Origin of the sequence: Streptomyces sp. PA03-5A (assembly GCF_033792725.1) — a bacterium.
Classification (GTDB): Bacteria; Actinomycetota; Actinomycetes; order Streptomycetales; family Streptomycetaceae; genus Actinacidiphila.
The window spans coordinates 91,113-107,422 of the sequence record NZ_JARAVL010000031.1; the positions used below are offsets into that span (position 1 = coordinate 91,113).

The 16,310-nt window shown below is 70.9% G+C and carries 5 protein-coding genes and 1 tRNA gene; 3 read left to right on the forward strand and 3 right to left on the reverse strand.

Translation table 11 applies throughout. The features are described 5' to 3' along the window. The first annotated feature begins 254 nt into the window (after positions 1–254). Positions 255–4,322: a Kelch repeat-containing protein gene (locus PV410_RS32295; RefSeq protein ID WP_500329315.1), complete on the forward strand. Its 4,068-nt coding sequence runs from the start codon at positions 255–257 to the stop codon at positions 4,320–4,322. 238 nt (positions 4,323–4,560) lie between these two features. Here PV410_RS32295 and PV410_RS32300 read toward each other — a convergent pair whose 3' ends face one another. From PV410_RS32300 to PV410_RS32310, 3 genes are all read right to left on the reverse strand, one after another. Next, positions 4,561–5,205, reverse strand: coding sequence for an aggregation-promoting factor C-terminal-like domain-containing protein (locus PV410_RS32300; protein ID WP_500329296.1), 645 nt, complete (start codon positions 5,203–5,205; stop codon positions 4,561–4,563). A 318-nt stretch (positions 5,206–5,523) separates the two neighbouring features. After that, positions 5,524–5,598: transfer RNA gene (locus tag PV410_RS32305), tRNA-Met, on the reverse strand. Positions 5,599–6,001: 403 nt separating this feature from the next. Continuing rightward, entirely contained in the window at positions 6,002–10,207 is a 4,206-nt protein-coding gene (locus tag PV410_RS32310; protein WP_500329297.1) for a carboxypeptidase regulatory-like domain-containing protein, read from the reverse strand. 429 nt (positions 10,208–10,636) lie between these two features. On the opposite strand from PV410_RS32310, the gene PV410_RS32315 reads away from it, so the two are divergent. Both PV410_RS32315 and PV410_RS32320 read left to right on the forward strand, forming a co-directional pair. Beyond that, positions 10,637–11,527, forward strand: coding sequence for a D-alanyl-D-alanine carboxypeptidase family protein (locus tag PV410_RS32315; RefSeq protein ID WP_500329298.1), 891 nt, complete (start codon positions 10,637–10,639; stop codon positions 11,525–11,527). Between the two features lie 634 nt (positions 11,528–12,161). After that, positions 12,162–16,277 carry a carboxypeptidase regulatory-like domain-containing protein gene (locus PV410_RS32320; RefSeq protein WP_500329299.1) on the forward strand — a complete coding sequence of 1,372 codons (4,116 nt, stop codon included), beginning with the start codon at positions 12,162–12,164 and terminating at the stop codon, positions 16,275–16,277. Positions 16,278–16,310 lie beyond the last annotated feature (33 nt).

Below are 16,310 nucleotides of genomic sequence, written 5' to 3' on the forward strand. Positions count from 1 at the left end.
TCGTCGTGCACGTGCAGCATTCGTGCGATGACGTTCGGTCACCGCCGCTGCCGATTCTTCCTTGTTGACATGAACAGAGCGGAACTCGCTAATGGGCTCCGGTGAACGCTCGGACGTTCGCCGTCGCCCGGGAGCCGTACACGGCTCTATCCCTGCACGCACGCATGGGAGTCACGTTGCGCAGACCAGCGAGAACCACCAACCCCCTCCGCCGGACGGTGACCAGAGGACTGGCCGTCCTCGGCGCCGCCGCCATGGCGGTGCTGGGAGTACAAGCACCGGCATTAGCCACCGGGGCCGCAGGCGCGAAGTCCGCCGCCTCGGCCACCGACGGCCGCCCCTCCTTCGAACCCACCTGTGACGACGCCAAGCCCGGCCACTTCAGCTGCTTCGCCCTGCGCCGCACCGACGTGAAGCCGGTCAAGGGCCTGCTGCGGGCGGCCGACACCCCGGCCGGCTACGGTGCCGCCGATCTGCAGAGCGCCTACGACCTGCCCGCCGACGGGGGCGCCGGACAGACCGTCGCCATCGTGGACGCCTTCGACGACCCGACCGCCGAAGCGGACCTGGCCGTCTACCGGGCGCAGTTCGGGCTGCCGGCCTGCACCACGGACAACGGATGCTTCCGCAAGGTCGACCAGCGCGGCGGCACCGACTACCCCGTACCGGACCCCGGCTGGGCCGGTGAGATCTCGCTCGACGTCGACATGGTCTCCGCGATCGCGCCCAACGCGCACATCCTGCTGGTCGAGGCCGACGACAACAGCTTCGAGAGCCTGTCCGCCGCCGTCGACCAGGCGGTCGCGCTCGGTGCGAAGTACGTCTCGAACTCCTACGGCACCGACTACCGCGGCGGGAACGGCGAGGACCCGTCCGAGACCACGGACCTGGACGCCCACTACAACCACCCCGGCGTCGCGATCACCGCGTCCACCGGCGACTACGGCTACGGCGTGAGCTACCCGGCCGCCTCGCAGTACGTGACCGCGGTCGGCGGCACCACGCTGACCCGCGCGCCGTCCACCCCCCGCGGATGGACCGAGGACGCCTGGAGCCTGGCCGGTTCCGGCTGCTCGCTGTACGAGCCCAAGCCCGCCTTCCAGCACGACACCGGCTGCGACAACCGCGCACTCGCCGACGTCTCGGCCGTCGCGGAGGACGTGGCGGTCTACCAGACCTACGGCCACAACGGCTGGGCGGTCTACGGCGGCACCAGCGTCTCGTCGCCCATCATCGCCTCGGTGTACGCCGCCGCCGGCACCCCCGTCGCCGGCTCGTACCCGAACGCGTATCCGTACGAGGCCGGTACCGGACTCAACGACATCACCACCGGCAGCAACGGCAGTTGCTCCCCGTCGTACCTGTGCAACGGAGCCACCGGCTTCGACGGCCCGACGGGCCTTGGCACGCCCGCCGGTCTGAACGCGTTCCGCACCGGCGCGCACGGCGTGATCGCCGGAACCGTGACCGACAGCGCCACGGGCAAGGCGGTCAGCGGTGCCACCGTCACGGCGGGCACCGGCATCGCCCACACCGACGCCTCCGGCGCCTACTCCCTGACCGTGCCCACCGGCACCTACGACGTCTCCGTCGAGGCGTTCGGCTACGCCGACGGCTCGGCCGACGGGATCGTGGTCGACGAGGACGCCACGGTCACCAAGAACTTCAGCCTCTCCCCGGTGCCCAGCCAGACAGTCGCCGGCAAGGTCACCGACGGCTCAGGCCACGGCTGGCCGCTCTACGCCAAGATCACCGCGGACGGCGTCCCCGGCATGGTGTGGACCGATCCCGCGACCGGTGCGTACAGCCTGGACCTGCCCCAGGGGCACTCCTACACCCTGCACGTCGCGTCGGCGACGCCCGGCTACGAGACCGTCAGCAAGACGATCACCGTCGGCGACTCGGCGCAGACGGTGGGCATCGCGGTCCCGGTCGACTCCTGGACGGCGAACCCGCCCGGATACCGGGTCGACGTGACCGGCACCACCGAACCGTTCGACGCCACCGACGCCCCGCCCGCCGACTGGACGGTGGACAACGCCAAGGACACCACGGGCGGCTGGCAGTTCGACGACCCGGGCGACCGCGGCAACCACACCGGCGGTGACGGCGCGTTCGCCGTCATCGACAGCGACCACTTCGGCGGCGGCGTCACCCAGGACACCTCGCTGGTCAGCCCGGTCTACGACTTCACCGGCAAGAACGAACCCGAGGTCGCCTTCGACACCGAGTACAAGCAGTACGGCGGCCAGTCCGCGGCCGTCGAGGCGACCGCGGACGGCGGCAAGACCTGGACCAAGATCTGGTCGCCCGGCTCGGACGTCACCGGGGACCACATCGAGGCCTCGCTGTCCGACTTCGCCGGCAAGTCCGAGGTGCAGCTGCGCTTCCACTTCACCGGGAGCTTCGGCTGGTGGTGGGCCGTCGACAACGTTTTCATCGGCAACCGGCAGCTCACCCCCGTCCCCGCCGGCCTGGTCGTGGGCACCGTGACCGACGCCAACACCGGTAGCGGCATCGTCGGTGCCACCGTCACCAGCCAGGACAAGCCCACCGAGAAGACCACCACCGGGGCCACCCCCGACGACCCGAACCTGCCCGACGGCTACTACTCGTTCGTCTCGACCGCCTTCGGCAGCCACCCCTACACCGCGGCCAAGGCGAAGTACACCTCGCTTTCCAAGACCGCCAAGGCGGGGGCCGACAGCGCCGTCCAGGCGAACTTCAAGCTCAAGGCCGGTCAGGTCGCGATCACCCCGGCCTCCGTCTCCGCCTCCGTCGCCTGGGGCGGGGCCAAGACGCAGAAGCTGACCGTCAGGAACACCGGCGGCGCCGCCGCCACGGTCAAGCTCGGCGAACAGGCCGGCGGCTTCACCCAGCAGGCCAAGGGCGCCGCGCTGCAGACCGTCAAGGGCAACTTCAACCCGCTGTCCAGCAACGCCCGGGCGCCGGCCGGCACGGCCAAGCCCGCCGCGGCGGTCCCTGCCGACGACACCTGGCAGACGGCCCCGGACCTTCCGGCCGCCCTCATGGACAACGCCGTCGACACCCTGGACGGCAAGATCTACTCGGCCTTCGGGTACAACGGATCGACCGACGTGAAGGACCTGTACGTCCTCGACCCGGTGGCCGGCGCCTGGACCAAGCTGGCGAGCGCGTCCGACACCCGTGAGGACCCCGCGCACGGGTTCATCGACGGCAAGCTCTACGCCGTCGGCGGCTGGGGCCCGTCGGGCACCCCGGACGCCAAGCTGGAGATCTACGACCCGGCGTCCGACAGCTGGACCACCGGGGCTTCCGCGCCCAAGCCGTACGCCGGATCCGGCACCGCCGTTCTGGACGGCAAGCTCTACATGATCGGCGGCTGCGGCGCCGACTTCTGCGGCACGACCGACGCCAGCGTCTACGACGCGGGCACCGACAGCTGGTCCCAGATCGCGGCCTACCCCGAGCCCATCTCGTGGGAGGCGTGCGGCGCCATCGACGGCCAGATCTACTGCGCCGGTGGTCTGGGCGCCAGTGAGAACGACGTCATCCACACCTACGCCTACGACCCGGGCGCCGACAGCTGGTCGCAGCTCGCGGACGTCCCGGCCCCGCAGTGGGGCACCCACTACTCCGCGGCCAACGGGCGCCTGCTGCTGGTCGGCGGAATCGGCAACAACGCCCTCACCAACCGGAGCCAGGCCTTCGACCCGAGGTCCGGCACCTGGGCCGCCCTGCCCAACGCCAACGTCGCCACCTACCGCGGCGGCGGCGCACCCGGCTTCTTCAAGGTGGGCGGCGGCAACGCCCCCGGCAGGCCGATCAGCAAGGTCGAGCTGCTGCCCGGCTACGACCAGGGCGGGGCGAGCGACGTCGACTGGCTGAGCACCAGCGTCCAGGAGCTCACCCTGCAGCCCGGGGCCAGCACGACCGTCACCGTCTCGCTGGACGCCACGGCTCCGTCCGTGACCCAGCCCGGTGACCTCACGGCGGGCCTGAGCGTGGGCACCGACACGCCGTACGCGGTGCCGCGCATCCCGGTCAGCCTGCACGTCGACCCGCCCAAGACCTGGGGGAAGATCACCGGTCTCGTCCTGGGCAACAAGGCCACCGGCGGCACCGCACCCCTGGCGGGCGCGACCGTGCAGATCGACAGCTGGGCCTCGTCCTACACGCTCACCACGTCGGCCGACGGCACGTACGGACTGTGGCTCGACGTCCGCAACAACCCGCTCACGGTCATCGTCGCCAAGGACGGCTACCAGCCGACCGTCACGACGGTGAAGCTGAAGAAGGGAGCGACGGTCACCGCCAACTTCACCCTCAAGCGCAAGTAACCGGGCAAGCGCCGGGAACGGCGCCGACGGCCCGCGCGACGGGCCGTCGGCGCACCCCGGACGTGAACTCCGGGCCCGCTGCGGGAGATGAAGGTTCCGCGGCCACGGCGCACCCCCGTCCGGGGGTGCGCCGTGGCCGTGCGGTGGGTCTGCCGATGGTGTCGGTCAGGGCGGCAGAGGGGACCGTGGCGTTCCTGAGCAGCGTGCCGGCTCGCCGCGATGGGGGAGCAACCGCTGGTCAGTACCAGTGGTTGGTCTGCCAGAACGACCATGCGCCGCAGGGGCTGCCGTAGGCGGCGTTCATGTAGTTCAGGCCCCACCTGATCTGGGTGCGCGGGTTGGTACGCCAGTCGGCGCCCGCGGTGGACATCTTGGTGCCCGGCAGGGCCTGGACGAGCCCGTACGCGCCGGAAGAGGCGTTGGTCGCGGTGTAGTTCCAGCCGCTCTCACGGGTGACGATCTGCGAGAAGCACTGGAACTGGGAGGAGTCGCCGATGATCTCGCGCGCCATCGCCTGGATCTCGGCGGTGGAGTAGGAAGCCGTGACCACCTGGGCGGCGGCCTTCTTCTTCTCCTCGGCCTTCCTCTTGGCCTCCTTGCGGGCGGTGGCGTCCTGGGCGGCCTGCCGGCGGGCCGATTCCTCAGCGGTCCTGCGCGTGGTGACGTCAGCGGCGTCCGTCTGCGCCTGCACCTGATGCGTGAGCGAGGCCTGCTGAACGTGCTGGCCGGCGGTTATGTCCGCGAGGACGGTCGTCGTGTCGGCGGCGGCGACGGGCTGCAGGCCCGTCTGCTCGCCTTCGGAGGCGACACCGACGACGGCGCCCACGGTGGTGACCGCAGTGGCCGAAGCCACCGCGAGTCCCCGGACCGAGATCCGGCTCACACGGTTTCCTTCCGCATCGCCCGCTTCGTCACCTCACGGACGTGAACATGCCCCCTCGCACCGGCTCCATCGTCGTGCACCAGTGAGCGCGGGCGGCCCACGGCACACCTTTCAATTCCGAGGTTCCGTACACCTGGTGGTGGCGGGTGAGCCATGGGCAGGGCCTGACAAGATCGACAGCCTGCCCCATCCGGACACGGAAGCGCAACGGTCGGAAGTTTTCCGAGTCACATGGGTTGGTCGCTCCACCGACCGCCGGGCACCGCGGTGCACACGGGTCCGGCCCCTGCCACATGATGTGGCAGGGGCCGGATGTCGTAGCGGGGGCGGGATTTGAACCACGCGACCTCTGGGTTATGAGCCCAGCGAGCTACCGAGCTGCTCCACCCCGCGTCGGTGAGTCCACCATACGTCATCCGGGCGGGTCGGGCTGACATTTGGCGTCGCGAGCCCAGGAGGCGTCCGTACGGCTCGCATGGGCGGCGGCCGCGCCGACGACCGGGGGTGGGATGGTCGCGGCGCGGCCGTACTCCGTCGGCTGCCCTGTACGGCCGCAGCCATGCACCCGCCGCCCGACGCACCGGTGGCCGGGCGCCGTGCTCGGGGATACGGCGCCCGGCCTGTCGACGGGAGGAACCCGTCGCGGCTACGGCGAGCGTCCCGCCACGGCCCTCGGGTCGATGGCGCGGCGCGCCCAAGGGACCGGACGGATCGTCCGGGTGGACCATGGCGGCGGCCGTGCGCAGCCCACTTCGGACCGCGCACGGCCGCCGCCGTCCCGGGGAGGCCGTGGCCGCTATACCCGTTTCAACGTGACGTCGTGGGTGACGGTGGCTCCCCTCTTGAGCCGCACGGTGGCCACGGCCGGCCGGTAGCCGTCCTTGGCGACGATGACGGTCAGCGGGTTGTCACGGCTGTCGAGCCACAGCCCGAAGGTGCCGTCCGCGCGCGTCGTCAGCGTGTAGGAGCCGGCCCAGCCGTCGATCTGCACGGTCGCGCCCGCCAGGGGAGCCGTGCCTCCTGCCGGGGTCGCCCCGAGGATCGTTCCGCTGATGGCGCCCCATGTCCTGGGCGGGTCGACGTGCAGGGACACGGGGATGTCGGGCAGTGCGTAGGGGGTGTCGGTGAACAGGGCCAGCCGGGCGCCGTAGGCGCCGGGCTGAGCGACCTCCAGTTTCGCGGTGTCGAAGGTGAGCGTGAGCACCGTCTTCTGGCCGGGGGACAGGGTGATCTTCTTGGCGGACTCGCCGAGCCAGGTGACCTCCGACAGTCCCGCCTGGTCGTAGCCGGGCAGGAGCTCGACGGTGGTGGTGGGGGAGAGTTCGTACGCGTCGACGGTGCCGCCGACCTTGTAGAAGCCCGTCGCGCCGCCGCTTCTGAACGTGCTGGTGTTGGCGTTGGGCAGGGTGCTCCACGTGCCGGTCGCGGGGTCGAGGGCGAAGCCCTGGTTCGTCAGCTGACTGTCGTCGGTCACTCCGCTGGAGATCAGCAGCAGTCCGTTGGCCGCGGTGTACGCAGCCCCCCACAGCGGGATCGGCATGTCGGGCAGGGCCGACCACTTGTCGGTGGCGGGGTTGTAGACGTACGCGGAGGAGACGGCGACGGCGCCTCCGCTCTCGCCGCCGGCGCAGTAGATCCTGGTTCCGATGGCGGCGCAGGACTGCCAGGCGATGGGCTCCGGATACGGGGCGATCTCGGACCAGCGGTTGTCCCGGGGATCGTAGACGGAGGCGTCGGTCGTGCCGCAGCTCGTGGCCGCGCAACCGCCGATCGTGTACAGCTTTCCGTCCAGGACGGCGCTGCCCGATCCGGCGTAGGCCTTGGGCGCCTTCGCGCCGCTGGTCCAGGTGTTGCGGACCGGGTCGTAGACGTCCAGGCCCGGGTCGATGCCGCCGGTGCTGCTGCCCCAGCCCCCGGCGGCGTAGAACTTGCCGTCGATGAAGCCGTGCGCGGGAGCGCGGCGCGGGTGCGGGGACGAGGTGAGCTGGGTCCAGGTTCCCGTGTCCGGGGTGAGGCGGTACAGGTCGCCGGTGTCGTCCTCCCCGTCGTACCCGTAGGCCGAGTAGACCTTGCCGTCGTAGGTGTCGACGACGTTGTCCATGATGGCCGTGGGCAGGTCGGCGACGGGCTTCCAGGCGTCACCCGAGGGTCCGGCCGTGGTGGAGGCAGCCGCGCGCCCGGCGGTCCGCGTGGTGCGGCCGTCGATCTGCGCGGAGTGCCCGTCGGCGCGGGAGGACGGGAGTAGACGCTGGGTGACGCGGTGGAGAGGTGCGCCCTCGTCGGTGCTGCCGGAGCCCGCGCGTTCCGCCAGCGTCAAGGTGGCCTGCGCGCCTCCGGTGTTGGTGACGGTCAGTTTGTGCGTCGCGCTCTTGCCCAGGATCGCGCTGGCCTCGATCGGGTCGGTCGCCAGGGACAGTTGACCCGCCGCGAGTTTCCATGACGAGGTGACGACGGTGTCGGCGCGTGCCGCGACCGTCTTGGTCCGCTCGGTGTAGCGCGGCGTCGATGCCGTGAGGGCGTGCTTGCCCGGCGGCGCGGTCAGCGTGAAGAAGCCGTCGCCGAGGTTCGGGTCGTCGGGTGTCGCCGCCGTGGTCGCGCTCAGGCCGGTCTCGTCGCGGTCGGTGACGGTGGCGGATGCCAGCCCCGTGCCCGTGTTGGCGTCGGTGACGGTTCCGGTGATCAGGCCGGCCGGGGTGGGGGTGAGTTCCCGGCCGCCGATGAAGACGTTGTCAACGGCCCACCACAGGGCGTAGGAGGCGGAGTAGTGGAACCGCAGCCGGACCGAGGGCTCGCCCGCGTACGCGGCCAGGGGCACCTCGAGGTGTGCCGGGCCGGCCGCGTCGTTGGTGAGGGACCGGATGTTCCTCCAGGTGTGACCGTCGTCGGTGCTCGCGTCGAGGTCGGCGGTCTGACCGAAGAAGGGCATCAGGTCGGTGTCGAAGGCCAGCTCGGGGACCGCGACGTCGGTGAAGTCGAACCGCGGACTGACCAGGCTGGAGTCCTGGCTGGCCGGGTAGCCGTAGTGGTCGCTGTCGACCACCGCGAAACCACCGTCGCCACCGGTGGTGTTGGAACGCGAACCCGGGTCGTCGAACGCCCAGCCGCCCTGCGTTCCCTCGGCGTTGACCACCGACCAGCCCCCGGGCGCGGAGTCCGTCGAGGCGAACTCCTGCGTCGGGCCGGTCAGCTTCGGCGCGTAGGCGGGGGCGCCGGCCGACCAGACGCCGGCGGGTACCGGGATGTCGAGCTGCTGCGCCGCCGTGCCTGCCGCGAGGTGCCGGGTGACTTCCTCGTAGCCGGGGAGGGAGGCCGTGATCCGCAGGGTGTGCGCGCGGTTCTGGGGGAGCCTGACGCTGTACGCGCCGGTCGCGGGGTCGGTCCACACCGGGCCGGCGGGCGAGCCGTCCACGGCGATCTTGGCGTAGAGCGGCCAGCCGTGGCCGGAACCGTCGGTGACCTTCCCGGTGACCGTGCGGCTGGGCACCGTGTGGAGTGCGTAGTCCCTCGTCAGAGCGGCGCCGTCGGGGATCGCGACGTCCGGCGTGGACACGGTCGCATAGCCGAAGGCCTCGACGCCGATGTCGTAGGTTCCGGCAGGCAGGGACAGCGTGTAGGCCCCCGAGGCGTCGGAGTGCACCACGACGTCACCGCCCGATATCGCGGCCCCGGCCACAGGCTTGCCGGTCCCGGAGTCGGTGACCGTCCCGGAGACCTCCCCGCGCGGCCCGCCGCGGAACGCGCCGAGACCCCGGGGCGTACCCAGCCCGGTCGGTCCGTCGTATCCCGGCCCCGCGGTGCACAGGTAGGCGGGGTCGCACTCGCCGTTGGCCCCGCTGGTCACGTCGTTGAGGCCGCCGGTGGCGGCGTAGGGGTAGGAGTTGGGGTAGCTGTCGGCCGCCGGCGTTCCGGCCGCCGCGTAGACCCCGGCGATGATCGGCGTGGCCGCGCTGGTCCCTCCGTAGACCTGCCAGCCGGTCTGCCCGTAGGTCTGGTAGACCGCCACCCCGGTGGCGGGGTCGGCGACGGCCGAGACGTCCGCGACGGTACGCCGCGGGCAGCCGGTGTCCTTCTGGAAGGCCGGTTTCGCCTGGTAGGCGGAGCAGCCCGAGCCGGTGCCGTCGTTCCCGTTGCTCCAGACCGACTCCGACCATCCGCGCGGAGCGCTCGGGTCCCGTGCGAGGGAGGTGCCGCCGACCGAGGTGACGTACGGGGAGGCGGCGGGGTAGGGGACACCGTAGTTCAGGTCCCCCGACGCGACGACCATGGCGACACCGGGGTGGTCGTAGTGCGTGTCGGTGGTCTCGGCGGGGTCCTCACCGCCCCCGGGGTAACTGTCGTAGTAGGAACCGTAGGAGTTGGAGACGAACTTGGCGCCGAGAGCGACGGCCTGGTCGACGGCCGCCCCGAGGTTCCCGCGGTCGGCGCTGTCGGCCTCGACCAGCAGGATGTGCGCGTTCGGCGCCACGGCCGAGACCATGTCCAGGTCCAGCGAGATCTCCCCGGCCCACTCGGGGTCGGGCTGCGGGTAGTCGGTGCCGCCGCGCTGGTCGACCTTGCGGAAGCAGCCGTTGCCGGTGGTGCAGGCCGGCAGTCCGTACTGCTGCCGGTACACCGCCAAGTCCTGCTCGGCGGTGGGGTCGTCGTACGCGGCGACCACGGCGACGGTCTGGCCGGCGCCGCCGTTGGCCGGGAGGTCGTAGGCGCTTCGCAGATCGCCGGGGCCGTACCCGGCCGGTTCCGACGACCGCCTGTCGGTCGCGAGGTCCGTGCGGCGCAGGGCGAAGCACGCGAACTCGTTCTTCTCGGGTGTGGAGCAGGAGGGCTCCATGGACAGCCCGTTGCCCCTGCCGGTGTCCGCGCCCTCGTGTGTCGTACCGGCCGGCGTCTGTGCGGTGGCCGATGCCTGCGTCCCCAGCAGGGTGAGCAGTGACAGGCTCAGTACCGTCAGGCCCGCGGTGAGTCTGTGCCGTCCGATGCGCGTGAGCTTTCTCGATATGTGCAAGTAAGTGATCCCATCTGGACGGTGATGCGCCATCAGCTGCCGGCGATGGCGAATGAATCCATTCACTGCGGGGCCATTAGACATCGTTTCTGCTGGCTGGGTGGCTGGTTGAGCCGATCTTGGCGGAGCGGCCCCAGGGCGGTGCGCGGCGTCGGGCGGGCGACCGGGAGACGCCGGCGGCCGTCGTGCATGCGCACGCCGGTCCCGCCGTGGTCCTGGATGGCGGAGGGTGCGCGCCGGGGCCGGCATCGTGCCGCACCGGCCCGAAATCCACCGTACAGGGGCGATTGGACGCTTATGCCCGAATGAATCGCGTGAGAAGTCGGAAAATTCTCGACGGGATGTGCATCCCTTTGCGCCCCTCGGGAGTCCTATCGGCTGGCGGCTTCGTCATGCCGTCAACCCATAGGAACATTTGGGGTATACACTTTGAAAAACGGCATAAAGATCACATCCCGCGTGTCTGCGGTGACGATCACTGCGGGAGCAGTGTTGTCCGCCGCAGCACTCACCGTCCCGGCGCAGGCCGCGACGCTCACGGTGCCCACGATCACCGCCAAGGGCGGCTTCGTGATGAACAACGCGACGGGTAAGGCCCTCTACTCGAAGGCCGCCGACACCCGCCGTTCCACCGGCTCCACCACCAAGATCATGACCGCTCGCGTCGTGCTCGCCCAGCCGAATCTGAACCTTGACGCCAAGGTCACGATTCAGAAGGCGTACAGCGACTACATCGTCTCCAAGGGCGCCTCCTCGGCGCACCTGATCGTCGGTGACAAGGTGACGGTGCGTCAGCTGCTGTACGGGCTGATGCTCCCATCCGGCTGCGATGCGGCCTACGCTCTCGCCGACAAGTTCGGCAGCGGCTCCACGCGGGCCGCACGGGTCAAGTCGTTCATCGGCAAGATGAACTCGACGGCCAAGAGCCTGGGTCTGAAGAACACCCACTTCGACTCGTTCGACGGCATCGGGAACGGGGGGAACTACTCGACTCCTCGCGACCTGACCAAGCTCGCCAGCAGCGCGATGAAGTACTCCACCTTCCGCACCGTCGTGAAGACGAAGGCGACCAAGCAGAAGGTGACCACGAAGAGCGGTGGCTACCGCTACATGTCGTGGACCAACACCAACACGCTGTTGAAGAGCTACTCCGGGACCATCGGTGTCAAGACCGGTTCCGGCGCGGTTGCGAAGTACTGCCTGGTCTTCGCCGCGACCCGGAACGGCAAGACGGTCATCGGTACCGTTCTCGCCTCCTCCTCGGCGACCAGCCGTGCCTCGGACGCGACGAAGCTGATGAACTACGGGTTCAAGAAGTAGGCAAGCCCACCATGGCGAAGGGTGTGCCCACGACCGCACGGTCGTGGGCACACCCTTCGTCGTTCGCCGGCGGACCCGCCCGGCCGGCATCCGGCGCGGCGACCGGATGTCGGTCCCGTCCCCGCCGTACGGCCGAGTCGCCCGCGGGCGGGTGAAACGTCAATGGCTAAATAATTGACGCGATTTCGCCCGGTAAACGCCCGGGCCGGGGCCGCGCACGGAAACCGGGAAAGACGGGGATGTCGGCGAATACCCCGGTACGTCGAGCCATGGGGACCAGTCAGGCGCAAGCAGGGCACACGGGCTCCGCGGTGGCATAAGGGTGGCGGACCGGGAATCGGGCGATGCGTGCGTCAACCACCCTCATGATGCGACCTGTCACGCATGGCGGCATTGATCCCCACCCGCTCTCCGGAATCCGGACACATTCGCGTCGAGTGCTCCGGAGAACGCGAAATGGCGGCCCGTTTCTGCCTTTTCGGCGTTGACATGGATACGTGATCTCTCCGCTAATGGACTCCCGGCGACCGCAGGAGTTCGCTGTCGAACCTTCATATGTCGGCGTTTCATGGGATCACTGGGGAGTCGGACGTTGCACGTAGCACACATATCCGGTCCACCGCTCCGGCGGCGGATGTCCACCTGGTCGGCGGTGATCGTCACCGCCGCGCTGGCCGTCCTGGGCATCCAGACACCGTCCCAGGCTGCGGCGCCCTCAGCCGCGGCCGCCACAGCGTCCGCTGCCGCGGGCGGTGACGCGCCCTACGAAGCGGCGTGCGGTGCCGCAAAGAAGGGCGAGGCCACCTGCTACGCCCTGCGCCGCACCGATGTGAAGCCGTCCAAGGGCCTGCGGACCACCGCGGCGCCGGGCGGGTTCGGACCGGCCGACCTGCGTTCGGCCTACAACCTCCCGGCGGGCGGCGGTGCGGGGCAGACGATCGCCATCGTCGACGCCTTCGACGACCCGACCGCCGAGGACGACCTGGCGGTCTACCGCGAGCAGTACGGCCTGCCCGCCTGCACCGCCGACAACGGCTGCTTCACGAAGGTCGACCAGCGCGGCGGCACCGACTACCCGCAGCCCGACCCGGACTGGGCCGGGGAGATCTCCCTCGACCTCGACATGGTCTCGGCGATCGCCCCCGAGGCCCACATCCTGCTCGTCGAGGCCGACACCCCGAGCTTCGAGGACCTCGGCGCCGCCGTCGACACGGCGGTCGGGCTCGGCGCCAAGTTCGTGTCCAACTCCTACGGCACCGACTACCGCTTCGGCAGCGGTGAGGACCCCTACCAGACGACGGTGCTGGACGCCCACTACAACCACCCCGGCGTCGCGATGGTCGCCTCCTCCGGCGACTTCGGCTACGGCGTCTCCTACCCGGCCGCGTCGTCCTACGTGACCGCGGTGGGCGGTACCTCCCTGACCGCCGACAGCGGGAGCAGCCGCGGCTGGTCCGAGAGCGTCTGGGACGGCGCGGGGTCCGGGTGTTCGCTCTACGTGCCCAAGCCCGCATTCCAGAAGGACACCGGCTGCGCCAACCGCGCCGTCGCGGACGTCGCCGCGGTGGCCGACCCCGCCACCCCGGTCGCGGTCTACCAGACCTACGGTGGCGGCGGCTGGGCGCAGTTCGGCGGCACCAGCGCCGGTTCGCCGATCATCGCCGCCGTCTACGCCAACGCGGGCACCCCCGTCGCGGGCACGTACCCCAACTCCTACCCCTACGCGGCGGACGCGGGGTTCCACGACGTCACCGCCGGCAGCAACGGCACCTGCTCCCCGGCCTACCTGTGCTCCGGCGCCGCCGGATACGACGGCCCGACGGGCCTCGGCACCCCCGACGGCCTGCGGGCCTTCCGCACCGGCCCGCACGGGACGCTGGCCGGCACCGTGACCGACCAGGTCACCGGCAAGCCCCTCGCCGGTGCCACCGTCAGCGCGGGAACCGACAACGTCACGCGCACCGGGGCCGACGGCGGTTACAGCCTCGGCCTCCCGGTCGGCGGCTACGACGTCACCGTCGAGGCCTACGGCTACGCCGGCAGCACCGCCGAGGACGTCGACGTCACCGAAGGCGGCACCGTCACCCGGGACTTCGCGCTGAAGCCGGTCCCCAGCCAGACGGTCTCCGGCAAGGTCACCGACGGCTCCGGTCACGGCTGGCCGCTGTACGCCAGGATCACCGTGGACGGCGTCCCCGGCGGCCCGGTGTGGACCGACCCGGCCACCGGCGCCTTCACCCTCAGCCTTCCCGAGGGCCACGACTACACCCTCCACGCCGACGCGTCCCTCCCCGGCTACACGACGGCGACCAGGTCCCTCACCGTCACCGACGCGCCGCAGTCCCTCGACCTGTCCCTGCGGGCCGACCCCTGGCAGGCCACCGCACCCGGCTACGCGGTGCACCTGAGCGGCGCCACCGAGCACTTCGCGTCCACCGACTCCGCCCCGCAGGGCTGGCGCGTCGTCAACGCCGACGGCAGCGCGGGCGGCTGGACCTTCGACGACCCCGGCGGCCGTGGCAACCAGACCGGCGGCGACGGAGCCTTCGCCATCGCCGACAACCCCACGATCGGTTCGCCCTACGACACTCAGCTGATCAGCCCCGCCTACGACCTGACCGACGCGTCCGATCCCGAGCTGGCCTTCGACGCCATGTACTGGGTGTCCGACGGGAGCGCGGTCTCGGTCGACGCCAGCTCCGACGACGGCGCCACATGGAAGTCCCTGTGGTCGGCGACGGCGGGCTTCGCGGACCACGCCAAGGTCGAGATCCCGCTCGACGACTTCGCCGGCGAGCGGGACGTCCGTGTGCGCTTCCACTTCGTCACCGAGTTCGCCTGGTGGTGGGGCGTCGACGACGTCTTCGTCGGCGATCGCGGTTACACGGCCACCCCCGGCGGCCTGGTCACCGGGACCGTGACCGACGCCAACACCGGCAAGGGCCTGGTCGGCGCCGGCGTCACCGTCGAGGGCGAGCCGGGGGCGACCGCGACGAGCGCGGCCACCCCCGAGGACCCCGCGCTCGGTGACGGGCTCTACCTCATGTTCTCGCCAGGCCTCGGAAAGCACGAGGTCACCGCGGCAAGGCCGCGCTACACGGAGCTGACCAAGACCGTCGACATCGCGGCCGACAGCGCCGTCACGGCCTCCTACAAGCTCAGGGCCGGGCAACTGACCGTGACCCCGGACTCCGTCGGCGCCACCCTCGCCTGGGGCAAGTCCGCCACGCGGAACATGACGGTCAAGAACACCGGGGGCGCGCCCGTCAGCGTGACGGTGGGCGAACGGGCCGGCGGCTTCCAGTCCCAGGTCCTCGGCAACGGCGCACCCCTCCAGACCGTCAAGGGGCACTTCTCCCCGCACGCGAGCAAGAAGGGTTCGGCCCCGACCGGGGCGAAGCACGCCGCGGCGCCGTCCGGGGACGCCTGGCAGACCGGCCCCGACCTCCCGGAGACCGTCCTCGGCAACGCGGTCGGCACCTACGAGGGCAAGGTCTACTCCGCCTTCGGCTACACCGGCTTCGACGTCACCAACGCGATGTACGTCCTGGACCCCGTCGTCGGCGGCTGGAGCAAGGTGGCCAGCGCGGCGGACCGCCGGGAGGCGCCCTCGGGGCAGTTCGTCGACGGCAAGTTCTACACCGTCGGGGGCTGGCTCCCGGACAACACCACCGACCCCAAGCTGGAGATCTACGATCCCGTCGCCGACCGCTGGAGCACCGGGGCACCGACGCCCGCGGCCTACGCCGGGCAGGGCAACGCGGCTCTCGACGGCAAGCTCTACACGGTCGGCGGCTGCGACGACCACTGCGGCACCGCCGAGGCGTACGCATACGACCCCGACACCGACACCTGGTCCCGGATCGCCGACTACCCGGAGCGGGTCGCCTGGGAGTCGTGCGGCGGCGTCAACGGCAAGCTCTACTGCGCCGGCGGTGACGCGGACGGCCTCGGCGAGAGCAAGCACGCCTACGTCTACGACCCGGCCGCCGACACCTGGACGTCGCTTCCCGACCTGCCGATCCCGCTGTGGAGTTCCTCGTCCACCGCGGCGAACGACCAGCTCGTGATCTCCAGCGGCATCAGCCACGAGGCCCTCACCAACCAGGGCTTCGCCTACGACCCGCAGGCCGGCGCCTGGACCGCCCTGCCCAACGCCAACGTGGCCACCTACCGCGGCGGCGCCGCCCTCGGCGTGTACAAGATCGGCGGCGGCAGCGAGCCGTACACCCCGAGCAGCACCGTGGAGCTCCTGCCCGGATACGACCAGGGCGGCACGAGCGACGTCCCGTGGCTGAGGACGAGCACCCAGCACTTCACCCTGCAGCCCGGTGCGAGCACGACCGTCACCGTCACGCTGGACGCCTCGGTGCCCGAGGTCGCGCAGCCGGGTGACTTCAGCGCGCAGCTGGCGCTGGACAACGACAGCCCGTACGGGATGCGGAAGGTCCCGGTGTCCCTGCACGTCGACCCGCCGAAGACCTGGGGCAAGATCACCGGAACCGTCCGTGGCGTCCAGAGCGACGGCACCACCAAGCCGCTGGCCGGTGCCACCGTGGAGATCGGCAGCTGGGCGGCGGACTACTCGCTCAGGACGGCCGCCGACGGCACCTACTCCCTGTGGCTGGACTCCCGCAACAACCCGCTGGAGGTCATCGTGGCCAAGGACGGTTACCGGCCGGTGGCCACCACGGTGAAGATCCAGAAGGGGGCGACGGTCACCAGCGACTTCACGCTGAAGAAGCAGTAACCGCCGATCCGGCGGAAGCGGACGCGGGCCGGC

Excerpts from the sequence above, each read along its gene's own strand:
- PV410_RS32295 (WP_500329315.1), top strand. The coding sequence starts at position 255 with ATGGCGGTGCTGGGAGTACAAGCACCGGCATTAGCCACCGGGGCCGCA.
- PV410_RS32320 (WP_500329299.1), top strand. The coding sequence starts at position 12,162 with ATGTCCACCTGGTCGGCGGTGATCGTCACCGCCGCGCTGGCCGTCCTG.